The sequence below is a fragment of the Aquimarina rhodophyticola genome (assembly GCF_042434915.1).
Taxonomy (GTDB): domain Bacteria; phylum Bacteroidota; class Bacteroidia; order Flavobacteriales; family Flavobacteriaceae; genus Aquimarina.
Genome location: NZ_CP170198.1, coordinates 253,067 through 275,587 on the forward strand (window position 1 = coordinate 253,067; position 22,521 = coordinate 275,587).

23 protein-coding genes are annotated in these 22,521 nt (G+C 34.4%); 12 read left to right on the plus strand and 11 right to left on the minus strand.

What is annotated here, in order from left to right; all coding sequences use genetic code 11:
- The first annotated feature begins 1 nt into the window (after position 1).
- The 6 genes from ACE939_RS01275 to ACE939_RS01300 all read left to right on the plus strand — a co-directional run bounded on the left by ACE939_RS01275 (position 2) and on the right by ACE939_RS01300 (position 10,532).
- Complete coding sequence (locus ACE939_RS01275; RefSeq protein WP_378186961.1) at positions 2-1,120, plus strand: TRAP transporter substrate-binding protein; 1,119 nt, start codon at positions 2-4, stop codon at positions 1,118-1,120.
- Positions 1,121-1,339: 219 nt separating this feature from the next.
- A complete protein-coding gene (locus tag ACE939_RS01280; protein ID WP_378186962.1) occupies positions 1,340-4,792 on the plus strand; it encodes a pyruvate carboxylase in 3,453 nt (1,150 codons plus the stop codon).
- A 421-nt stretch (positions 4,793-5,213) separates the two neighbouring features.
- On the plus strand, positions 5,214-6,725 hold the full coding sequence (locus ACE939_RS01285) for a lipase (RefSeq protein WP_378186963.1): 1,512 nt from the start codon (positions 5,214-5,216) through the stop codon (positions 6,723-6,725).
- Positions 6,718-7,998 (plus strand): GDSL-type esterase/lipase family protein, encoded by a 1,281-nt coding sequence (locus tag ACE939_RS01290; RefSeq protein ID WP_378186964.1) that lies wholly within the window; start codon positions 6,718-6,720, stop codon positions 7,996-7,998. The genes ACE939_RS01285 and ACE939_RS01290 overlap by 8 nt, the downstream gene beginning before the upstream one ends.
- Entirely contained in the window at positions 7,991-9,649 is a 1,659-nt protein-coding gene (locus ACE939_RS01295; protein ID WP_378186965.1) for an MBOAT family O-acyltransferase, read from the plus strand. The genes ACE939_RS01290 and ACE939_RS01295 overlap by 8 nt, the downstream gene beginning before the upstream one ends.
- 211 nt (positions 9,650-9,860) lie before the next feature.
- Positions 9,861-10,532 (plus strand): uracil-DNA glycosylase family protein, encoded by a 672-nt coding sequence (locus tag ACE939_RS01300; protein WP_378186966.1) that lies wholly within the window; start codon positions 9,861-9,863, stop codon positions 10,530-10,532.
- Between the two features lies 1 nt (position 10,533).
- Here ACE939_RS01300 and ACE939_RS01305 read toward each other — a convergent pair whose 3' ends face one another.
- From ACE939_RS01305 to ACE939_RS01355, 11 genes are all read right to left on the minus strand, one after another.
- Complete coding sequence (locus tag ACE939_RS01305; protein WP_378186967.1) at positions 10,534-10,668, minus strand: 30S ribosomal protein THX; 135 nt, start codon at positions 10,666-10,668, stop codon at positions 10,534-10,536.
- A gap of 1 nt (position 10,669) precedes the next feature.
- Positions 10,670-10,810, minus strand: a complete 141-nt coding sequence (locus ACE939_RS01310) for a hypothetical protein (protein ID WP_378186968.1) — start codon at positions 10,808-10,810, stop codon at positions 10,670-10,672.
- 337 nt (positions 10,811-11,147) lie between these two features.
- Positions 11,148-11,909: a tryptophan synthase subunit alpha gene (gene trpA / locus ACE939_RS01315; RefSeq protein WP_378186969.1), complete on the minus strand. Its 762-nt coding sequence runs from the start codon at positions 11,907-11,909 to the stop codon at positions 11,148-11,150.
- Between the two features lie 62 nt (positions 11,910-11,971).
- Positions 11,972-13,153 carry a tryptophan synthase subunit beta gene (trpB, locus tag ACE939_RS01320; RefSeq protein ID WP_378186970.1) on the minus strand — a complete coding sequence of 394 codons (1,182 nt, stop codon included), beginning with the start codon at positions 13,151-13,153 and terminating at the stop codon, positions 11,972-11,974.
- Between the two features lie 33 nt (positions 13,154-13,186).
- Complete coding sequence (locus ACE939_RS01325) at positions 13,187-13,882, minus strand: phosphoribosylanthranilate isomerase (protein WP_378186971.1); 696 nt, start codon at positions 13,880-13,882, stop codon at positions 13,187-13,189.
- Between the two features lie 9 nt (positions 13,883-13,891).
- Positions 13,892-14,680, minus strand: a complete 789-nt coding sequence (gene trpC / locus ACE939_RS01330) for an indole-3-glycerol phosphate synthase TrpC (protein WP_378186972.1) — start codon at positions 14,678-14,680, stop codon at positions 13,892-13,894.
- 2 nt (positions 14,681-14,682) lie between these two features.
- A complete protein-coding gene (gene trpD / locus ACE939_RS01335; RefSeq protein ID WP_378186973.1) occupies positions 14,683-15,675 on the minus strand; it encodes an anthranilate phosphoribosyltransferase in 993 nt (330 codons plus the stop codon).
- Between the two features lie 39 nt (positions 15,676-15,714).
- Positions 15,715-16,284 (minus strand): anthranilate synthase component II, encoded by a 570-nt coding sequence (locus tag ACE939_RS01340; protein ID WP_378186974.1) that lies wholly within the window; start codon positions 16,282-16,284, stop codon positions 15,715-15,717.
- A gap of 110 nt (positions 16,285-16,394) precedes the next feature.
- A complete protein-coding gene (locus ACE939_RS01345) occupies positions 16,395-17,792 on the minus strand; it encodes an anthranilate synthase component I family protein (RefSeq protein WP_378186975.1) in 1,398 nt (465 codons plus the stop codon).
- A gap of 235 nt (positions 17,793-18,027) precedes the next feature.
- Positions 18,028-18,594, minus strand: coding sequence for a YceI family protein (locus ACE939_RS01350; protein ID WP_378186976.1), 567 nt, complete (start codon positions 18,592-18,594; stop codon positions 18,028-18,030).
- A 26-nt stretch (positions 18,595-18,620) separates the two neighbouring features.
- Positions 18,621-19,073, minus strand: a complete 453-nt coding sequence (locus tag ACE939_RS01355) for a MarR family winged helix-turn-helix transcriptional regulator (protein ID WP_378186977.1) — start codon at positions 19,071-19,073, stop codon at positions 18,621-18,623.
- A gap of 207 nt (positions 19,074-19,280) precedes the next feature.
- On the opposite strand from ACE939_RS01355, the gene ACE939_RS01360 reads away from it, so the two are divergent.
- From ACE939_RS01360 to ACE939_RS01385, 6 genes are all read left to right on the plus strand, one after another.
- A complete protein-coding gene (locus ACE939_RS01360; protein WP_378186978.1) occupies positions 19,281-19,814 on the plus strand; it encodes a TlpA disulfide reductase family protein in 534 nt (177 codons plus the stop codon).
- A gap of 37 nt (positions 19,815-19,851) precedes the next feature.
- A complete protein-coding gene (locus ACE939_RS01365; protein ID WP_378186980.1) occupies positions 19,852-20,478 on the plus strand; it encodes a thioredoxin family protein in 627 nt (208 codons plus the stop codon).
- A gap of 84 nt (positions 20,479-20,562) precedes the next feature.
- Positions 20,563-20,880, plus strand: a complete 318-nt coding sequence (locus tag ACE939_RS01370; RefSeq protein WP_378186981.1) for a rhodanese-like domain-containing protein — start codon at positions 20,563-20,565, stop codon at positions 20,878-20,880.
- A gap of 3 nt (positions 20,881-20,883) precedes the next feature.
- Positions 20,884-21,294, plus strand: a complete 411-nt coding sequence (locus tag ACE939_RS01375) for a rhodanese-like domain-containing protein (RefSeq protein ID WP_378186982.1) — start codon at positions 20,884-20,886, stop codon at positions 21,292-21,294.
- Between the two features lie 149 nt (positions 21,295-21,443).
- A complete protein-coding gene (locus ACE939_RS01380) occupies positions 21,444-22,112 on the plus strand; it encodes a TetR/AcrR family transcriptional regulator (RefSeq protein WP_378186984.1) in 669 nt (222 codons plus the stop codon).
- Positions 22,109-22,453, plus strand: coding sequence for a hypothetical protein (locus tag ACE939_RS01385; protein ID WP_378186985.1), 345 nt, complete (start codon positions 22,109-22,111; stop codon positions 22,451-22,453). The genes ACE939_RS01380 and ACE939_RS01385 overlap by 4 nt, the downstream gene beginning before the upstream one ends.
- Positions 22,454-22,521: the final 68 nt, after the last annotated feature.

The following is a 22,521-nucleotide window of genomic DNA, read 5'->3' on the forward strand; positions in this document are numbered from 1 at the left end:
TATGAGAGCACTAAAAAAAACAGCTAAGTCTTTATCACTTTTAATGATATTGTTGCTTATATCCTGTGGTGGGGATTCTGCTTCAGGCAATGCTAATGCAACGGTAAACCAAGATGCTGGTAAAAAGTATAATTGGAAGATGACCACCACATGGCCGCCTAATTTTCCTGTTCTAGGGGAAGCAGCAAATAAATATGCCGAGTGGGTTGAAGAGATGTCCAATGGTCAAATAAAAATTAAAGTTTATGGTGGTGGCGAGCTGGTACCACCTTTAGAAGCTTTTGATGCTGTATCCAATGGGACGATAGAGATGGGATCTGGAGCATCATATTATTGGGCAGGTAAAACTCCAGCTGCTCAATTTTTTTGTGCGGTACCCTTTGGTATGAATCAACTACAATTAACATCATGGTTAGAATCGGGGGGAGGGTACGAACTTTGGAAAAAAACGTATGCTAATTTTAATCTTGTTCCTTTTTTAGGAGGAAACACAGGCGTGCAAATGGGAGGATGGTTTAATAAAGAAATAAACACTATTGATGATTTCAAGGGGTTAAAAATGCGGTTACCCGGTATTGCGGGTAAAGTTCTCGAAAAAGCTGGAGGAGCAGCAATACTAGTCGCAGGTGGCGAGATTTATACGAGTTTGGAACGGGGTGTTATTGATGCTACAGAATGGATTGGACCGTATCATGACTATAAGATGGGGTTTCATAAAATCTCAAAATATTATTATACTCCAGGATGGCACGAGCCAGGTTCTCAAATGGAATTTTTTATTAACAAACAAAAATTTGATGAATTGCCACCTCACTTACAAAGCATTTTGGAAGGAGCATCCAAACGTGTTCAAGTTTGGATGCAAGCAGAGTTTGATATGCAGAATGCAATATTTCTTGAAAAATTGGTAAATGAAGAAGGGGTACAAGTGAGAGAATTTTCTGAAGAAATTCTTGATATTTTAAGAGAATATACCAAAGAAGCAGTTACCGAATTAGTAGGAAAAGATCCATTGTCAAAAGAGGTATATGATAGTTACTCAGATTTTCAGAAAAAGGCAGAAAAATGGTCTGATGTAACAGAAAAGGCATTTTACAATAAAATTCAAAAAAATAAGTAATTAGTTGGTATAAAATTATTAGATAGTTATGCTATAATAGTGCAAAAAAACGGAAGCTTTAGCTTCCGTTTTTTTATTAATCGCATTAAAATGTTAACATTTTAATCATATGTATAAAATGATCTTAAAATTTTATCAATAATTGCAAAGATACACTCTAATCAATATCTTCGTAGCGAATGTTCGCTAAATAAAAATCATATATTTTATACACTTACAATGAAAATTAAAAAGGTTTTAGTCGCTAACCGGGGAGAAATTGCTATCCGAATCTTTAGAGCTTGTACAGAAATTGGACTCAAAACAGTTGGCATATATACCTATGAGGATCGATACTCATTACATCGATATAAAGCCGATGAGGCCTATCAAATAGGAGAGAATAATCAACCCTTAAAACCTTATCTCAATATAAGTGAAATCATTCAGGTAGCAGTAAGAAATCAAGTAGATGCTATTCATCCAGGATATGGTTTCTTGTCTGAAAACGCCGAGTTTGCAGCACAATGTGAGGCTAATGGAATTATTTTTATTGGTCCAAAAGTATCTGTATTAAAATCATTAGGTGACAAAATAATGGCAAAACAAGTTGCCGTAGAAAACAATATACCGATCATCCAAAGTAATGCTGAAGATCTCACAAACGTAAGTGTTGCTTTAAAAGAAGCAAAAAAGATAGGCTATCCTGTCATGTTAAAAGCCGCGTCTGGCGGTGGTGGTAGAGGTATGCGTGTTATTCGAGATGCAGAAACTCTAGAAAAAGCATTTCCCGAGTCCAAAAGAGAAGCAGGAAATGCATTTGGAGATGATACCGTATTTCTTGAAAAATTTGTAGAGAATCCTAAACATATAGAAATACAAATAGTGGCAGATAACCATGGTAACATGGTGCATCTTTTTGAGCGAGATTGTTCTGTACAACGCCGTTATCAAAAAGTGATCGAATATGCGCCATCTTTTGGTTTGGATAATGAAACAAAGCAAAAGTTGTATGCATATGCCTTAAAAATTTGCAAGGCCGTAGCATACAACAATATTGGGACTGTAGAGTTTTTGGTAGATGATGACGGGAATATCTATTTCATTGAAGTAAATCCAAGAGTTCAAGTAGAACATACCGTTACCGAAGTAGTTACAGGTATCGATTTAATAAAAGCTCAGATTTTTATAGCTGGTGGCTATAAACTATCGGATCAACAAATTAAAATAGAAAGTCAGGAAAGTTTGACTACCACAGGATTTGCTTTACAGTGCCGTATAACCACAGAGGATCCCGAGAATAATTTTAAACCCGACTATGGGACAATAACAACATATCGCAGTGCATCTGGATTCGGTATTCGCTTAGACGCTGGTAGTTTGTATCAAGGGGTAACTATATCACCTTTCTTTGATTCAATGTTAGTAAAAGTTTCTGCAAGCGGGAGAACTCTGGATGGTGCTTGTCGTAAAATGCGTAGAGCTTTGTCAGAGTTTAGAATTCGTGGTGTTAAAACTAACATGCCTTTTTTAGACAATATATTATCTAATGAAACTTTTAGAAAAGGAGCGGCTACAGTTAACTTTATTCAGAATACAAAGAGTTTATTTCAGATACAAGAACCTCGTAACAGAGCAACCAAACTAGTTACTTTTCTTGGGGATATTGTAATTAATGGAAATCCTGATGTTAAAGACATGGATCCAAAGAAACAATTTGTACAACCTATTATACCTAGATATGATGTAACTGGCACCCATCCAAAAGGCACTAAACAGTTACTTACAGAACTAGGGCCCGATGGTTTTTCCAAATGGTTAAAAGATGAAAAAAAGATTCAGTATACCGATACTACGATGCGAGATGCACATCAAAGTTTACTGGCGACTCGAATGCGTAGTTATGATATGCTTAAAGTTGCAGAGGGATATGCTAAAAATCATCCCGAAATCTTTAGTATGGAGGTATGGGGAGGAGCAACCTTTGATGTGTGTTTAAGATTTCTTAAAGAAAATCCATGGGAGCGATTGCGATCATTACGAGCAGCAATGCCCAATGTATTACTACAAATGCTCATTCGAGGTTCTAATGGAGTTGGTTATAAAGCGTATCCTGATAATCTGATAGGAAAATTTGTAGAACAATCGTGGGAGAACGGGGTTGATATTTTTAGAATTTTCGATTCTCTCAATTGGATGCAATCTATAGCACCTTGCATAGAACATGTACGAACCAAAACACAGGGTATTGCAGAAGGATCTATTTGCTATACAGGAGATATATTAGATCCCAAACGTACCAAGTATACTTTAAAGTATTATATCCAGCTTGCAAAGGATATTGAAAATGCAGGAGCACATATTTTGGGAATAAAAGATATGGCAGGCTTATTAAAGCCATACGCAGCTTCAGAATTAATTAGTGCGCTTAAATCAGAAATAAATATTCCAATTCATCTGCATACGCATGATACATCATCAGTACAATCTGCAACTTATCTTAAAGCTATAGAAGCAGGCGTTGATGTGGTAGATGTAGCTTTGGCAGGATTGTCTGGGCTTACATCACAACCCAATTTTAATGCGATTGCAGAAATGATGCGTTTTCACGAAAGAGAGAACCCTATCAATATTAGTAAATTAAACGAATATGCTAATTATTGGGAAGCTGTAAGAGAATATTATTATGTATTTGAGTCTGGTTTGAAGGCAGGTACGGGAGAAGTGTATCAGCACGAAATTCCGGGTGGACAATACTCCAACTTAAAACCTCAAGCCGAAGGACTTGGGCTAGCAGATCGTTTTCATGAAATCACAAAAATGTATGGAGAAGTTAATACGTTATTTGGTGATATTGTAAAGGTTACGCCAAGTTCAAAAGTTGTAGGAGATATGGCGCAATATCTAGTTAGCAACAACCTATCTATACAGGATGTTATAGAACGAGGTGATTCTCTTTCTTTTCCACAATCGGTGGTTAGCTTATTTAAAGGAGAATTAGGTCAGCCCGAAGGAGGATTTCCCAAAATTTTACAACAATCTATATTAAAAGGTCAAGAATCATTCACGAATCGACCCAATGCTCATCTAGAACCAGTAGATTTTGAAGCAGAATTTAAGGATTTTGTAAAGGTCTTTAAAAAAGGCATGGGAAGAGATCTAGATATTACAGATTTTTTATCCTACAAACTCTACCCAAAAGTTTTTACTGGAGCCTATAATCATCATGTAGAATATGGAAATGTGATGAATATTCCGACCAAAAATTTCTTTTATGGTATGCAACCAGAAGAAGAGATTATTATAGAACTAGATAAAGGAAAAACACTGCTTATCGAATTAATTTCTGTCGGGAAACCACATGATGATGGTAAAGTCACAGTATTTTTTAAAGTTAACGGACAAACCAGAAATGTTGAAATCCAAGATAAATCTATTAAGGTTGAAAAAATCGTTCATGTAAAAGCCGACAAGAATGATCCAAAACAAATTGCAGCACCTTTACAAGGTTCTTTATCCACCATATTGGTAAAAAATGGTCAGGAAGTGAAACGTAACGAACCTTTATTTATAATTGAAGCTATGAAAATGGAAACAACTATAACAGCAAACGAAGATGCTATTGTTAAGAAGGTTAATTTAAAAGCTGGTACCATGGTTCATGCAGATGATTTAATCGTAACCTTAAAATAAGGGGTAAGTAAATTAAATTTTATAAATAATTATATAGCAGGTATATAAAAACAAAGAAATGGTTCTCAAGTTTTAAAACTTGAGAACCATTTTGAATAGTAATAAGTAAGTTTTTTTTCGGAAAGAAGATGGGAAAATAACCGATTTTCAAAAAACCACTGTTTATAGGTGTCCTGACCAATATTGTTTCGCTTTTATTTTAAAATACTATAACTACATGTCAATTAGTTTACTATAAATATGTACTTTTTTGACATTTTATACCAATAATAAAGCTTAGAAGGTTGTTTGCAGTTTTATTAATAAGTGATGTTTTAGAGATTATAAAAAGTCTTACTTTAACAGTCTACAGGTAGTTTAGATTTTGATGTTATTAAAATCTTACTATTTTTACCAGAAAGTAAATTACTAGCAAGGTCTTTTGAGAATTAAACCAATACAAATCGCAATATTCATTATTTTGGTTTTAGGTGCATTAGTAGGACTAATGTTTCTAAGTCATAGTAATGCTATTCACCATACCCAAACTTTTGAGGATGGAATCGTAGTAGATCCCATAGAGATCAAATATCCTACATTTGAAAACTTTATGAAATCCACAAAGGATACCGTAACCTTAAAAAGTGAGATCGTTAAAGTAACCAGGTCGGTAGTTCCAGTTGACGATGAAGAGTCCAATATGATGGATACACTCAACTATTCAAAAGCGAAACCTGTTATAAAAAGACCCCCGGATTTTTCTAAACTAGATACAGCCATGGTTACTCGCATAGAGTATCCTCATGATAATCCACAGTTTTTAAACTCCTTAAAAAACAAGCTATCTTCATCATTTTGTCGTATCGTACATTTTGGGGATTCACAAATAGAGGGAGATCGTATCACTGGATATTTAAGAAATAGGTTACAAGGTATGTATGGTGGTACTGGACCAGGCTTTATTCCTGTAAAACCAGTGTATCGTCAAATAAGTGCCATTGTAGAACCGAGTGATAATTGGATTCGGTATGCGATTTTTGATCGTACAAAGGAACGTTTTCAACACAAAAAGTATGGTATGTTTATGTCTGTAAGCAGGTTTACACCGCATCGAGAAGATGTATTGGATAGTCTTACTTTGGACTCTATCACTGTAAAACGTGCGAGTATAAAAATAGGCAAATCAAGACGAACCTACTTTAATTTCAGAAAATTTAAAACTATTGGATTGCATTATGGAAATGCAAACTATCCTATTAAAATCACGGTTAAAGATGATGATATCGTCGTGCAAGAAGGTGAACTTATCTCAGATGGTCAGTACCACCGATATGAAATAGCGTTAAAAAACACTCCTACTGATCTAGTTATTGAGCTAGAAGGAAAAATGAGTGCAGATTTTTATGGATTAACATTAGGATCGGATACCAAAATACAAATGGATAATGTTGCGATGCGAGGCTCATCGGGAACTATTTTTGCAAGTTCAAACGCCTCGAGTTTTAAGCAGATGGCTGCAGTTATCCAACCCAAAGTTATTATCATGCAATATGGTGGGAATACGGTACCGTACCTCAAAGATTCTTTAAAGGTACGTACATATGTAGATTATGTAAAAAGCCAAATTAATTGGATGCGTCGTCGCATCAACAAAGAAGTAAGCTTTATTTTTATCGGACCAACCGATATGTGCATTCCAGTAAACGGTAAAATGCAGACATATCCGTTACTTCCTTACCTTAACGATAGTTTGCGAGAAACGTGTTTGTCTAATAATATTGCGTATTGGAGCATGTTTGATGCCATGGGTGGTGCTGGATCTATGAGACATTGGGTAGATCAAAAGTTGGCAGGGAGTGATTATACCCATTTTACATCAAAAGGAACCAAAATTATCTCAGAACTCTTTTTTACCTCCCTATATCTTGACCTAAATGCTACCCAAAATGAATAGTAAGTTAATTTTAGTTTGTATTCTTTTTACGCACAATGCAGTAATGTATTCACAGCAGTATAGTATAGATTCATTAAAAAATGAATATTCATTTATCAACTGGAAAGCTAATAAAATTAAGTTAGCAGAAAATTCCCCCGCTTTTAAAAAAATATATCAAAAGCTACATAAAGTGGTACAAGGCGAACAAGAAAAGATTCATATTTTTCATATTGGAGGGTCTCATATACAAGCAGACATTTATAGCAATAGATTACGATCATATTTGCAACACATGAGTACAACTGCCAAAGGGCAGCGCGGTTTTATTTTTCCGTATCGTATGGCAGAAACTAATAACCCTTCTAATTATGAGGTGGATTTTGATGGAGAATGGCAAGGATATCGCTGTTCTATCAGAAAAGATAGTATTGCATGGGGAATGTCTGGTGTTACTGCCAAATTCAAAGATTCTTTAGCAAACATAAAAATCAACGCAAATTACCTTAACTATACAAAAAACACCTATCAGTTTGATAAAATCAGAGTGTTCTATAATACTTGGAGTGATGGATATGAAGTTCTAATCAAAGATACCTCGCTAGTCAAAAATTTTGTCATTAATCAACAAGCTAATTTTATAGAATATCAGTTAAATAAATCCGTCGAAACTATCGAGGTACAGGTATGTAAAATTAAAGATACCGTAGATGCAGAGTTTTTAATGATGGGCCTAGAATTGATGAATGACTCAAAAGGAATCGAATATACTACGATCGGAGTCAATGGAGCTAGTTTTAGTTATTACAATCGGAGTGCATACTTTACACAACAATTATCCCTATATAAGCCAGATTTGTTTATTGTTTCGGTTGGTACAAATGATGCTTATCATCCCGATTTTAGTCCCAAAGAGTTTCGGCGTAATTACGAAAATTTTATTCAGGATATTCTTAACATCAATCCAGATTGTGCAATATTACTCACGGTTCCAAATGATTCATATTATAAAAAGCAATATCCAAATCCTCGAACACGTATATCAAGAGCTATCATATATGACCTTGCCAAAAAATATAAGATGGCGGTATGGGATTTTTACGAAATTATGGGAGGATTCAATTCATCAAAAGACTGGTATGCAAATAAGCTTATGCCAAATGATCGAATCCACTTTACGCACAAGGGATATAATTTAAAAGCAGATCTATTATTACAAGCATTATCAAACTCATGGGAAAAAGAGTTACAATTAGAACACAATTCCATATTAAAACAAATCGTGAATGAATAGACTTTACGATATTTTTAATTTTTATGAAGAGTTTCCATTAATTTTCACTCAAGCTAATTTCTGGATATTTTTCGCAATCTTTTATATAGGATATGCATTGATTTATCCAAATAAAAGCTTGCGGAGCTTATATCTCTTTCTAATTAGTTTAGCGTTCTATTATAAAACCAGTGGATTATTTGTAGGAATTCTTTTATTCAGTACTGTAAATGATTTTTTTATTGGTAAACTTATTTATGCTAATAGATCAGTACTGATACGTAAATTATTGGTCGCTGTTAGCGTTACCATAAATTTGGCAACTCTTTGTTATTTCAAATACGCGTACTTCTTTACCGATTCATACAATGCGCTATTTGAGTCAAATTATGAGGTTATTAATCATCTTGCCAAGTGGGCCAACACATGGCAGCAGGTAGATTATTTTACCGTAGATAGTATTATTTTACCTGTAGGTATATCTTTTTACACGTTTCAAACTATCAGTTATAGTGTTGATATCTATAGAAAACAGATCAAACCACTAACTTCTATTATCGATTTTGGTTTTTTTGTAAGTTTCTTTCCACAATTGGTAGCTGGACCAATAGTTAGAGCTTCAGATTTTGTTCCTCAAATTCGTAAAAACATTAAAATTTCTAGAGTAGATTTTGGGAGAGCAACCTATATGATCCTAAAGGGATTAATCAAGAAAATGATTTTTGCCGATTTTATCGCTGCAAATTTTTTAGATAGCGTTTTTGATATGCCCGAAATGTTTTCTGGATTCACCAATATTATGGCGATGTTTGGATATTCGTTACAAATTTACGGTGATTTTTCTGGGTATACCGATGTAGCAATCGGCTTGGCTTTATTGATGGGATATCGTTTGCCAAGAAACTTTAACTCACCTTACAAAGCCTTAAACTGTGGAGAATTTTGGAAACGTTGGCATATCTCGCTGTCTAGCTGGCTTAAGGATTATCTATACATTCCGATAGGAGGTAATCGTAACGGAACCATTTTCTCCTATACCTTTATTTTAATCTTTACATTTTTGGCAGTATTAGCAGTTTCAAATTATTATATAGCCTTATTAGCAGCAACGCTTATTGTTGTGGCTTTACTTATAACCCTCTTTTCAAAAAAGGTAGCAAAACATTTTAATACCAATGTAAATATTATGATTACCATGTTAATCGGAGGTTTATGGCATGGTGCAGCGTGGAAATTCGTAATCTGGGGAGGACTCAATGGTGTCGGCATTGTAATTTTTAAATATTGGCGTAGAATAAGTCCGTACGAAACCAATCGCTCATGGATAATTATAGGGTGGAAAATTATGATAACATTTGTATTTATCACGTTTACCAGAATCTATTTTAGAGGAAATAGTTTGGATCATATTGATCGCTTCTATCAACAAATCATAACTAATATGGATTGGGCAAACGCTTTTAATGTACTTTATGAGTATCGTTTGGTTTTTATAGTCATGTGCATCGGTTATATGACACATTGGTTACCTAGCGCTATTAAAGCAAAAATTGAAAGAAGTTTTATACGAAGTCATATTGTACTCAAAGGAATTATTGCTGTAGTGGTTGCTATAATTTGTTATCAAACATTTGCGGCCGATTTTCAGCCATTTATTTATTTTCAATTTTAGACGAGATGGAGGGCGTAACCCTTCATTTCATTTTGGGTCGCGCTATCCATTGTATCTTTTTATAGTTTTGAATAAAAACTATAAAAAGGATATCATTGCTATCGCTTACGCAATCCCTAGAGGACGCACGTATTAATTTGAAGATGATCGTACATAGGTTATGTTTAACTCACATTTTTATTTAACTTAATCTACTCTAATATAATATCTAATGTTTACGCACTCACATCCATATGATCCTTTTTTTCCAGAGGGAGCTACTAAGCTTATTGTAGGCACCTTGCCACCCCCAAGGTTTTCAAAAGGAACATTAAAAGCAGGTGATGTCGACTTTTGTTATGGGAGCATAGACGGTTTACTCTGGCCGGTTTTAGATAAAATCTTTGGACTTAATTTGGCTTTTGAAACCTCTAAAATCGCTATTCAACAGCGTAAGAATTTTTTGGCATCAAGAGGTATTGGTATTTGTGATATTGTAGCATCCTGTCAAAGAGCTAAGATTGATGCCTCAGATTTAGGAATGACACATGTAGAATTAAGAAATCTTGTAGGGTTCTTAAAAAAATACAGTCGTATTGATACCTTGCTATTCACAGGTGGAAATAGTAAAAACGGACCTGAGTATTTTTTTAGAAAACATCTTAAAGAGCATAAGATACAATTGACTTTGGTCAATAACGAAGTTCCTAGAATTCATGAGTTCTCACTAATGCGAGAGAATCAAAAACAAAATCGTATTATACGAACGGTTTCCTTAACTGCACCCTCGGGAGCTGCTAACAGAGCTATAGGTAGTATGGCATTATACAAATTAATGAAAAGTAAAAACCCCGACTTCAATACTATTGATTTCAGGGTTTTACAGTATAAAAACTTTTTTTAAATTACATCAAATCTTTATCAGGATCATGAGGTAAAGTTGTTGGCTTTATTTTAAATTTTTTACGTGGAGGTCTTAACTTACCGTAGGATCCCAAATAAATTTTTCCTCTTTTTGTTTTACGATCTCCTTTTCCCATTTTATAAACTGTTTTTCTTTTTTTTCCGTAACGTACCTCCCTCTGTAATGGATACGTCTTTAGGTTTATCCCTTGATCCTAGAGAACCTAAGGGCTTATCTTGTTCTTTTCGTTCTAATCTTTTATCCTCTATTCTCCCCATGAGTTTTAATTTTAATGAATATTTAAAGTTAAAAAAAAGAGGTCTTAAAAAGTTATAAAGACCTCATAAACTCTGGTTAATAAAAGCATGTAACCGTCTAGTACTATCTTTTATTTTTGCGTTCGGCTTTTTTATCTTGGATATAACGATAACCTTGATATACAATTTGAGCAACGGTCAGTATCCTAAAAAACTTTTTCATAATAATTGTTTTAAAGCGTCTATACCATGATATGTACGCCGTGTGAATTATAAAAATAGCAAAGTACCGCTACCATAAATAAATTGATAATAAAGTTTAACAGCAGACTGTTAATGCATTAAAAATTTTTTCTTGTTACCGTATGGATTTAACAAAACTATCAATATGATCTATACCTTGCTCAGTTAAATGCTTTACAAATGCCGAACCAATAATTGCTCCTTTGGTTGTTTTGGTAGATTTTTGAAAGGTTTCTTTATTACTAATACCAAATCCAACGATCTGCGGAGTTTTTAGATTGAGGGCAGCGATACGTTCAAAATATTTTTTTTGTTCTTCGCCAATCGTATTTTTTGCTCCAGTAGTACTTGCAGAACTAACCATATAAATAAAGCCATTAGAAATGTTGTCAATTTGACGTATACGATCATCAGAGGTTTGTGGAGTAATCAAAAATACATTGACTAAACCATAGCGTTCAAAAATTTCTTTATAATGGGCAGTGTATTCGTATTCTGGTAAATCTGGAATAATGAGCCCATCGATTCCGATTTCTTGGCATTTTGCACAAAATTTTTCAACTCCGTATTGTAGAATAGGATTAAAATATCCCATAATTAATAAAGGAATGCTAACCGTTTTTCTAATCCCTTTGATCTGATCAAAGAGTATAGCCGTAGTCATCCCGTTGCGTAGCGCTTGTGTTGAGCTTTCCTGTATCGTAGGTCCATCTGCCAATGGATCGCTAAACGGTAGTCCAATCTCAATTATGTCCACCCCGCTTTTCTCTAGTGATTCGAGTACCTTTACCGTATCCGTTAAGGCAGGGTATCCAGCAGTAAAATAAATAGACAAGAGTTTCTTTTGTTCGGTAAGTTTTTGGTGAATTCTATTCATAGTGATTTCTTAACTTATAGGTTTAATGAGTTGTGTTGATATATTTAATTAGTGTCAGGATTTTATAGGTCAAAATAATCGATATAAGTATTCAAATCCTTATCACCTCGACCCGATAAATTTATAACAATAATATCCTCAGGATTAAATTTTCGTTGTTCAAAAATTGCTAGGGCATGGGAGGTTTCGATTGCGGGTATAATACCTTCTAATTTTGAGAGCTCCAATCCAGCAGCCATTGCCTTATCATCTGTTATGGATATGAATTCTCCTCTGCCTGTTCTAAATAAATTAGCATGCATAGGACCCACACCAGGGTAATCTAAACCAGCAGAAATGGAATAGGGTTCTGTAATTTGACCATCTTCGGTTTGCATTAAAAGTGTTTTACTGCCGTGAATTATACCCTCTTTACCTAGTGCAGAGGTTGCAGCGCTCTCTCCTGTATATATACCTTTTCCAGCAGCCTCTACAGCTATAATACCAACGTTTTCTTGGTCTAAATAGTCATAATAAATACCAGCAGCATTGCTACCACCACCAATGCATGCTACTACATAATCTGGGTTTTGTTTCCCTTCCTTTTCTTGTAATTGCCATTTTACTTCTTTGGAAATAACTGATTGAAAGCGCGCTACCATATCAGGATATGGGTGAGGCCCTACCACCGAACCAATAATATAATGGGTATCTACAGGATTATTAATCCAATCACGTATCGCTTCATTCGTGGCATCCTTCAAAGTTTTACTTCCAGAAACTGCAGGAACTACGGTAGCTCCAAGCATTTTCATACGCGCTACGTTGGGAGCTTGTCGTTCGATATCTATAGCACCCATATATACTATACACTCCATACCCATCAAAGCACAAACAGTAGCTGTAGCGACACCATGTTGACCCGCTCCTGTCTCGGCAATGATACGATGTTTTCCAAGTTTTTTTGCCATTAATATCTGTCCAATTGTATTGTTCACTTTGTGAGCACCCGTATGGCATAAATCCTCCCGCTTAAGATAAATTTTTGTAGTATACTTTTCAGAAAAACGCTTCGCATAATACAATGGGGTGGGACGGCCTACATAATCTTTTAAAAGTTGATCGAATTCGTGTTGAAACGAAGGTTCAGTCATAATTTGTATATAGCGTGTTCGTAGTTCCTCTACATTAGGATATAGCATTTCTGGAATATATGCTCCGCCAAAATCTCCATAATATCCTTTTTCATTAACTTGATAACTCATAGTCTTTTCGTGTTAATTTTTATGTGTAAAATTTTAAATAAAGTTCTGATTTTCGGTAAATAAATCAGTTGTAAAAGTTTCTAACTGTTGGGTGTTTTTAATCCCTGGTGTATTTTCAAATTTACTATTGACATCTATTGCATGTAGTTTTGATGCTTGTGGTGTTTGTAAGAATTTTTTTAAGCTATCGATTTGATCGAGGCCAATACCCCCACTAAGAATGAAAGGCGTTTTTGACTGGTATTTGGATAATAAGGTCCAGTCAAAGGTAATGCCATTACCCCCTTTATTTTTTCCTTTGGTATCGAATAAGAAATAGTCGATGATCCCTTCGTAAGATGTTAGTTGGGTAAAGTCAAATCGATCTTTAACAGAAAACACTTTCCACAGCTTGATAGTGTTTTTGGACTGCGATGGGTCCGTTTTAGCCTGTTGCGTATTGATTTCATTTCTCAATCTTTGGCAAAAAGCAGCCGATTCATCACCGTGCAGTTGTATCGCTCGCAAGTTATAAGTTTTTATCTTTTCAAGGATAAAAGAAATTTTAGCATTTACAAAAACGCCTACGGTTTTGATTTTTGCAGGTATTTTGGGCATAGGCCCTTTAAAATTTCTAGGAGATTTTTCATAAAAGATAAATCCTAAATACTCTGGTTGCAACGAGGCTACATCCACTATGTTTTTTGGAACTGTCATTCCACAAACCTTTAGTCGTACTGTGTGTTTCATATTACCCAATTATTGCGCTCTCAGTCGATTTACAAAATCCATTGCGCTTGTACCTGGATCTTGAGTTTTCATAAAATTCTCTCCGATTAAAAAGCCTTGATAGCCATACTGTTTTAGATCTTTAATTGCCGCTACCGTGCTGATACCACTTTCTGATACTTTTACGAAATCTGCGGGAATGAGACTACTTAATTCTTTGCTTATATCGGTACTCACCTCAAAAGTTTTTAAATTTCGATTGTTAACTCCGAGCATGTCAAGAGAAGGCATTATTGATTTTTCGAGTTCTTCTTTATTATGTACTTCTAAAAGAACATCTAATCCAATATTTTTTGCGAAGGTAGATAGTGTCTTGATTTGACTTCTGGTTAACACCGCAGCAATTAGTAAAATAGCATCGGCCCCATGGGCTTTGGCTTCGAGTAGTTGATAGGTGTCAATTATAAATTCTTTACGTAGTAATGGGAGTTGCACTGAGGCTCTTGCAAGAATCAGGTCGTCCAACGATCCGCCAAAATATTTTCCATCGGTCAAAATTGAAATTCCGTTGATACCTGCATTTTCATAACCTTTGGTAACTTGATCCACAGATGTAGTATGATTTATTACCGATTTTGAAGGAGATCTTCTTTTATGCTCTGCAATAATACCGATATCACTCATTTTGAGTGCAGTGGCTAGAGAGTTAACATCCCTCTCAAATAAGACCGATTGTTCCAATTGTGTTGTAGGAATAAGTTGTTTTTTGAGAGCAACTTCTTTGAATTTGTCTGCAACTATTTTATCTAAAATATTCATTTTTATGCGCTTAAATGTTGAACCTTCTTTAAGACTGCGAGTCCTTTTCCTGATAATAAGGATTCTTTTGCTTTATCAAATCCTTCTTTTGGGGTTAAATTTTCTACAGTAGCTATAGCCATTCCTGCATTAGCGCAAACTACATTATTTTGTGCTTGAGTGCCTTTTCCTGCAAGAATGTTTGTAAATATAGTTGCAGCATCTTTTATTGAACTACCTCCCGAAATATCTTTTTGTAGGACACTAGTTACTCCAAAATCTTCGGGAGTTAGCATCGCTTCTGAACGGTTGGATATTATTTTGGTACTACCAGTTAACGAGATTTCATCATATCCATCCAGAGCGTGAACTATAGTGTAATTTTTATTAGTATTTTGATAAAGATATCCATACATACGTGCCAATTCTAGATTAAAAACACCTACGATCTGGTTTTTAGGAAATGCAGGGTTTACCATAGGTCCTAACATATTGAAAAAGGTTTTTACCGCAAGTTCTCGGCGAATCGGAGCTACATTTTTCATTGCTGGATGAAACAATGGAGCGTGTAACACACAAATTCTGGTCTCTTCAATACTACGTTCTAAGAAGTCTTTATCGTTGCTGAATTTTATCCCCAAATATTCCATCACGTTAGAACTACCACAAGTAGATGAGACCCCGTAGTTACCGTGTTTTGTAACATGTATACCTGCACCTGCTGCTACAAAAGATGAAAGTGTTGATATATTAAACGTATCTTTACCATCACCCCCGGTACCGCATAGATCAATAGGATTATAAGCGCTAAAATCAACAGCAATACAAAGTTCGAGTAGAGCATCTCTAAAACCTTCAAGCTCTTGAACCGTAATACTACGCATCATATATACTGTTAAAAAGGATGCAATTTGACTTTGATTGTATTCACCATTTGAAATATTGACTAAAACTTGTTTGGCTTCGTCTTTTGAAATGGTTTCGTGATTAATTAATCTGTTTAATAAGTGTTTCATCTTTTGGGTTTGAGCGTATTCTATTTTTTTGATTTTACGTTATAAGGTAATCCAATTTTCTAATATTTTTTTACCATCGGGTGTAAGTACAGATTCTGGATGAAATTGTACACCGCACACATCGTATGTATCATGACGTAATGCCATTATTTGCCCGTTTTGATCATAAGCAGTTACTTTTAAGCACTGCGGTATATCCTCATTAGAAACTACCCAAGAGTGGTAGCGACCTACCGAGAATTCTTGTTGAAGTCCTGTGAACAAGGGTTCGATAGCTGTGGTCTTTTTTACTTGAGTAGCTACGCCGTGATATACGTTGTTAAGATTGGTAAGACCACCTCCAAAAACTTCTCCTATTGCTTGCAAGCCAAGGCATACGCCAAAGATACTTTTGGTAGGTGCATAGGTTTGTATAATTTGTTTTAACAATCCAGCCTCATCTGGAATGCCAGGTCCGGGGGAAAGTAAGATTTTATCAAAATCTTCGATCTCGTCCAAATTGATTTGATTATTGCGTCTAACTGTAACTTCGCAATCCAATGCTTCTAGATAATGAACTAGGTTGTAAACAAAGGAGTCATAATTGTCAATAACTAATATTTTTTTCATTTCTTGCATGCTGTTTTCGATTGTGAATCGAATGGTTTTTAAACTTGTGTTAGGGATAGAAGCTAGCTACCATGTAGCGCGAATAGCCCGACCCCATGTGGGGTAACACCCTAAATACTTTTTGCTAGTTCTATAGCTTTTGTAAGTGCTCCTAGTTTATTATATACTTCTTGTAATTCTCCTTCTTCGTTGGATTCATTGACTAAACCAGCGCCTGCTTGCCAATGCAATTCATGGTTTTTACTTAAAAATGTGCGGATCATAATTGCATGATTAAAGTTGCCAGTAAAGTCCATGAACCCAATAGCACCACCATAGAAATCTCGATTGACATTTTCGTATTTTTCTATAAGCTGCATGGCTTTATATTTGGGAGCTCCACTTAGAGTCCCTGCAGGAAAGGTATCTGCAACTACACGCATGGTTGAGGTATCTTTGTGCATTTTACCAGTTACTTTACTAACCAGATGGATTACATGCGAAAAAAACTGAACTTCTCGATAATTCTCGACGGTAACCTGCGAACCATTGCGACTTAAATCATTACGTGCCAGATCTACAAGCATTACATGCTCTGCATTTTCTTTTTCATCGGCAGACAATTTTTTGGCGAGTTCGGCATCCTGTTCGTCATTTCCAGTACGTTTAAAGGTTCCCGCTATAGGATGGATCTCGGCTATGTTTTCTTTTACAACCAATTGTGCTTCGGGAGAGCTTCCAAAAATTTTAAAATTTCCGTAGTCAAAATAAAACAAATAGGGGGAGGGATTGATACTGCGTAAGGCACGATATACATTAAATTCGTCACCTTTAAATTTTTGGGAAAAACGTTTGGATAAAACTAGTTGAAATACATCTCCCCGTAGGCTATGTTGCTTAGCAAGTGTTACTTGAGCTTTGTAATCTTCGTCATTGAGGTTAGAGGTAGTTTTGTCAGTCGTCTCAAAGGCGTATGATGCGAAATTTTTTACTTGCAGCAGGGACTCTATTTGTGCAATGTTATTTTCTTTTTGGTAACAATGTGCAAAAATATAGGCTTCATTATTAAAATGATTAATGGCAATGATGTTTTGATAGACTGCATAATACACATCGGGGATTTCAAGGTTTCCTTTTTTCTTATTGATTTCTATATCTTCAAAATAACGAACTGCATCATATGAGATATAGCCAAATAAGCCATTGTTTATAAATTTGAAGTCGTTTTTTTCTGTTTTGAATTGTTTTCCGAATGATGCGATAGTAGCTGGAATATCGGTGTTTTTTGTAACATTTACAGCAGTAATCTTACCGTCTGGAAAGTTTTGAGTTATGAGCTCATTTTCAATTTTGATACTGGCGATGGGATTGCAACAGATGTATGAAAAACTGTTTTCATTGCCGCGATAATCACTACTTTCTAGTAAGAGACTATTTGGATAGCGATCTCGTATTTTGAGATAAACACTTACGGGAGTAATGGTATCTGCCAAAATTTGTTTGAACTGTGTGGTTAAGGTGTAACTCATAAGTATCGATAATCTTGATTGTAATTAGTTTATTAATTTATTTGAATTTAAAGCATAAAAAAAGGCTTGTCGTGATGACAAGCCTTTGATATGTTTACTTAACATAATGATAGGAGCTATCTCACGAGATTTCGTTTAGATAAGACCACCACCAATTAGTTGCTAAGATTAAATTCATTATTAAATTTTAATTACGTCAAAGATATAAAATAAATTTATTGAGTTGCAAATAAAATTACATTTTTAAAGTTACATCCAATGTAAAATCATCAGAAATAGCTTTGTCCCCTAAGTTATCAAAGAAACTTCCTGATCCGTACTTAATATCATACACAGTACGATTTACATCTAGTGTAGTAGTGGCAACAGTGTCGTTTACCAAAAGATCAAATGTGATAGGTGCAGTTTTTCCTTTGATAGTTAGATCACCAACCACTGTATAAGTTTTATCTGATTTGGTAGCCGATGTAACTTTTAACATTGCTTTTGGATTATTTTTGGTTCCAAAGAAGTCATCAGATGTTAAATGTCCTTCTAATTTTTCTTTTCCCTTGCCTGCTTCTAGATCGGTAACATTTAAAGAGGTCATATCTACGGTGAAGGCTCCTCCTACAATAGCATCATCTTTAAACTCTAGGTATCCATCAGAAAAATTTAAAGTTCCTGTATGAGATCCAGTAATTTTTTTACCAGTCCACTCAATAGTACTTTCTGATGCTTTAATATCTTTACGTTGAGCATTTACAGTTGATGTAAATAATGTTACAGCTACTAATATGGCTGAGGTTACAATTGTTTTCATAAGTGTTGAATTAAATTAATTAGTAATTATGATCTTAATTTCTCTAAAAGGTTATTAAACTGCTCAAGTTCTTCTTGGGTAAATGAAGCAGTAATTTTCTTTTCTAATTCTTCAATAATTGGATCGATTTTATTTAAAAAACACAATCCATCTTGAGTGATAGTAATTTCAATCTTTCTACGATTGGATGGACACACCCGGCGCTCCACCAATTTTTTTGCAATAAGTTTATCGACCAAACGTGTTGTATTACTCATTTTGCTAACCATTCTTTCCTGGATAGTCAACAAATTGGCAGGTACTCCCTTTTGACCTTTTAAAATGCGGAGTACATTAAATTGTTGTGCCGAAATATCAAATGGTTTTAGTTCTGCGTTAATATGTTCTTTTAAAATTCGTTCGGTATAAATCAAATTAATAAGAACCTTTTTATGCCAAGGTAATTTAGTTTTAGTTTGTATAAGCTCTTCTATCTTCATTTGTATATACAACAATTGTTTAAACAAATATAGTGTAACTTTGATGAGTTTGCGTGTAAAGAACTTACTAAATTTTTGTTAAATTTAGATTGTTGATCATCTAAAAAGACGTCAATAGGTCCACAAGTCTTAAACTATTATAATGCTTCTATTAATTGATGTTAATTTATTTTTATTTTTATTAGAGTGGTATTATTTTGCATTGCTATGAAAAATATATTATTAACTATAAGTTTGATATGTTACGCACTGTTCGTATCATCTTGTAAAGAGTCGCCTAAGGATGAAGGTTTACCTATTGAAGTTGTAAAGGCTCAAGGGTACAACATTGGTGTATATGATTTTGAAAGTTTTAAAACAATACTTACAAAAAAAGATGATAAAATACGTATTGTCAATTTTTGGGCAACATGGTGTAAACCATGTATTGAAGAAATGCCTTATTTTGAATTAATTAATAGTGCCTATGCAGACAAAAATGTAGAGGTTATCTTAGTAAGTTTGGACTTGCCTTCTCAAATAGAATCAAAGCTCATCCCTTATTTAGAACGTCAAAAAATTAAGAGTAAAGTACTAATTTTAGACGATCCAGACGCAAATTCATGGATTCCAAAGGTTAGTACTAATTGGTCGGGAGCGATACCTGCGACGTATATTTATAGAGGGGATAAAAATCAATTTTATGAGAAATCATTTTCATACAATGAGTTAGAAAAAGCATTAAAAAGCTTTCTTAAGTAAGAATTTAGAAGTAAAAAATCATTAAAAAATTTATATTATGAAAAGCATAAAAATAATTGTCGCCATAGCTTTTGTGGTTTTAATCAGTTCTTTTATTATTTATCAGAACGATGACCCGATTGATAATCAAGGGTATGTTATTGGAGATACAGCCACCGATTTTAAACTGAAAAATGTGGATGATAACTATGTTTCATTATCGAATTACCCTAACGCCAAGGGTTTTATAGTTATATTTACTTGTAATCATTGTCCTTATTCTGTAGCGTACGAAGATCGAATTATAGCATTGGATAAAAAATATAAAACAAAAGGGTATCCTGTAATTGCCATAAATCCTAATAATCCAGAAGCATATCCAGATGATAGTTTTATCAAAATGAAAGAGCGGGCCAATGCAAAACAATTTACTTTTCCATATTTATTTGACGAAGGACAAAAAATTTATCCTCAATATGGAGCAACAAAAACTCCTCACGTCTATGTCCTTAAAAAACAAGATAATGTGTTTAAGGTAAAATATATTGGTGCGATCGATAATAATTATAAAGACGCTCAAAAAGCAGATCAGAAATATGTTGAAGATGCAGTGGATGCACTTTTGTCTGATAAAGATGTACCAGTTAAAACCACGCGCGCTATTGGTTGCAGCATCAAATCCTAAGAGAAATGGTGAAAACAAAAAGTGTAAAGTAAAGATCTCGCTAAGACTTCTTATCTTTGTTTCAAAATTTAAAAATATAGAGCAATGGCAGTAGATTTAAGTCAAAGTGAATGGGATGAACAATTAGCCAAAGATAGCAATGCTGTCGTTCTAGACGTTCGCACCGAAGAAGAAGTCGAAGAAGGACATATTCCTAATATGATTCATATCGATATTCGACAAGGACAAGAATTTCTGGATGCAGTAGAAAAGCTGGATGCAACAAAGAATTACTATATATATTGTCGTTCTGGAGCGCGCAGTGCGCAAGCTTGTACTCTGATGAATCAAATGGGATTTAGTACTACCTATAACTTAATTGGTGGTATTATGAACTATGATGGACCTGTTGAGACACCATAGCGTATGAACAATCTACGATATTTAGGGTGGTTAGGTGTATTTTTGATATGTATTAGTTGTACAACTGTTACTAAGCATCCTGTAGCTACAGACACAGCTATTCAACGTGTTACATCACAGGAAATGATTGCTTTGATGAAGAATGATAAAATTCGAGTAATTGATGTTCGTACACCTCAAGAGTTTGAAACTGGTTATATTGAAACGGCAGAAAATATAGATTTTAAAGATGAAAATTTTATTAATACAGTTTCAAAGTTAGATACATCAAAACCTGTAATTATTTATTGCGCACGTGGTGGACGAAGTGCTAAGTGTGCCGAAGTGATGAAGGAGGCAGGATTTACTAAAATATATGATCTAAATGGAGGTATCTCTCAGTGGAAATTAGATGGTCAAGAAATTATAAACTAGGCATACCAAATCATAACATACACAAAATCCTATCAGTTATTCTGATAGGATTTTGTGTATAAATAGGGTAGTATCACGATAAAATGAATTAAACAAAAGTTAAACTTTCATAGTGTAATAGTATTACTATTACATTTGCATTATAAACTATGGAAAGACTCTCAATTCATATAACAATTGATCCCGAATTATACACTAAGGACCCTGAATCCTCTGTACTTGGGCGTACCATCATTTCAAAAGGAATCGAAATGATAGATAAATTAGGATTCGAAAGTTTTACTTTTAAAAAACTTGGGGTTATTATTGGATCGAATGAAAGTTCTATTTATCGATATTTTAGTAGTAAACATGCCTTATTGGTTTATCTAATTAGTTGGTATTGGAGTTGGATTGAGTATAGATTGGTCTTTGCCACTACAAATGTTGAGGATTCAGAGACATGCTTAAAAGAAGCGATATTGTTATTAACTCAAGATGTGACCGAAGATCGTTCATTCTCATATATAAACGAAGTGTTGTTACATCAAATTATAATATCAGAATCGGCAAAAGCCTACTATACCAAAGATATTGATACTGAAAATGCAAAGGGTTATTACAAGACTTATAAGCGAGTAGTACAACGGGTAAGTGAATTAGTTTTGGCGGTAAACCCCAGGTTTGAGTTTCCTCATATGTTAATTTCTACAGTAATCGAAGGAGCCCACCATCAACGTTATTTTTCGAAGCACATGCCTACTCTTACCAATATTAAAATAGGGGAGAATTATATTGCAGATTTTTATACTGCACTAGTTTTTAAAACAATTCAATGAAAAAAGGTATACACAAAACATATGATGTATTTAAGGTTATGGCAGTTGTTATGACATTATCCCTTATTTTTATACAACCGGTTTTGCAACTTATCTTTTTTATTGAAGAAACCACACCAACAGTTTTAGTATTAGGAAGTGAAGAGAATAATGAACAACAGCATCAAGTGGATGCTACAGTAACTTTGAATAAGTTAGATTATTCTTCTTTGAATTTGTTAGAATACTCTGATATCGAAACGCTTACTAATTTTGCGATCTATACCACTATTGGGTTTTCAGAGATTATTCAGGAAATTCCTATACCACCACCTGATAGCTTCTCATCCTTTTATATGTAAGATAGAGCACGGTAATATTACCGAAATACATCTTTTGATTCTACAAATAACATAATAAACATCGTTAT

Bases quoted from the DNA above. Each gene is read 5' to 3' on its own strand.
- ACE939_RS01275 (WP_378186961.1), top strand. From the start codon at position 2: ATGAGAGCACTAAAAAAAACAGCTAAGTCTTTATCACTTTTAATGATA.
- ACE939_RS01280 (WP_378186962.1), top strand. From the start codon at position 1,340: ATGAAAATTAAAAAGGTTTTAGTCGCTAACCGGGGAGAAATTGCTATC.
- ACE939_RS01290 (WP_378186964.1), top strand. From the start codon at position 6,718: ATGAATAGTAAGTTAATTTTAGTTTGTATTCTTTTTACGCACAATGCA.
- ACE939_RS01295 (WP_378186965.1), top strand. From the start codon at position 7,991: ATGAATAGACTTTACGATATTTTTAATTTTTATGAAGAGTTTCCATTA.
- ACE939_RS01300 (WP_378186966.1), top strand. From the start codon at position 9,861: ATGTTTACGCACTCACATCCATATGATCCTTTTTTTCCAGAGGGAGCT.
- ACE939_RS01305 (WP_378186967.1), bottom strand. From the start codon at position 10,668: ATGGGAAAAGGAGATCGTAAAACAAAAAGAGGAAAAATTTATTTGGGA.
- ACE939_RS01310 (WP_378186968.1), bottom strand. From the start codon at position 10,810: ATGGGGAGAATAGAGGATAAAAGATTAGAACGAAAAGAACAAGATAAG.
- trpA (WP_378186969.1), bottom strand. From the start codon at position 11,909: ATGAATAGAATTCACCAAAAACTTACCGAACAAAAGAAACTCTTGTCT.
- trpB (WP_378186970.1), bottom strand. From the start codon at position 13,153: ATGAGTTATCAAGTTAATGAAAAAGGATATTATGGAGATTTTGGCGGA.
- ACE939_RS01325 (WP_378186971.1), bottom strand. From the start codon at position 13,882: ATGAAACACACAGTACGACTAAAGGTTTGTGGAATGACAGTTCCAAAA.
- trpC (WP_378186972.1), bottom strand. From the start codon at position 14,680: ATGAATATTTTAGATAAAATAGTTGCAGACAAATTCAAAGAAGTTGCT.
- trpD (WP_378186973.1), bottom strand. From the start codon at position 15,675: ATGAAACACTTATTAAACAGATTAATTAATCACGAAACCATTTCAAAA.
- ACE939_RS01340 (WP_378186974.1), bottom strand. From the start codon at position 16,284: ATGAAAAAAATATTAGTTATTGACAATTATGACTCCTTTGTTTACAAC.
- ACE939_RS01345 (WP_378186975.1), bottom strand. From the start codon at position 17,792: ATGAGTTACACCTTAACCACACAGTTCAAACAAATTTTGGCAGATACC.
- ACE939_RS01350 (WP_378186976.1), bottom strand. From the start codon at position 18,594: ATGAAAACAATTGTAACCTCAGCCATATTAGTAGCTGTAACATTATTT.
- ACE939_RS01355 (WP_378186977.1), bottom strand. From the start codon at position 19,073: ATGAAGATAGAAGAGCTTATACAAACTAAAACTAAATTACCTTGGCAT.
- ACE939_RS01360 (WP_378186978.1), top strand. From the start codon at position 19,281: ATGAAAAATATATTATTAACTATAAGTTTGATATGTTACGCACTGTTC.
- ACE939_RS01365 (WP_378186980.1), top strand. From the start codon at position 19,852: ATGAAAAGCATAAAAATAATTGTCGCCATAGCTTTTGTGGTTTTAATC.
- ACE939_RS01370 (WP_378186981.1), top strand. From the start codon at position 20,563: ATGGCAGTAGATTTAAGTCAAAGTGAATGGGATGAACAATTAGCCAAA.
- ACE939_RS01375 (WP_378186982.1), top strand. From the start codon at position 20,884: ATGAACAATCTACGATATTTAGGGTGGTTAGGTGTATTTTTGATATGT.
- ACE939_RS01380 (WP_378186984.1), top strand. From the start codon at position 21,444: ATGGAAAGACTCTCAATTCATATAACAATTGATCCCGAATTATACACT.
- ACE939_RS01385 (WP_378186985.1), top strand. From the start codon at position 22,109: ATGAAAAAAGGTATACACAAAACATATGATGTATTTAAGGTTATGGCA.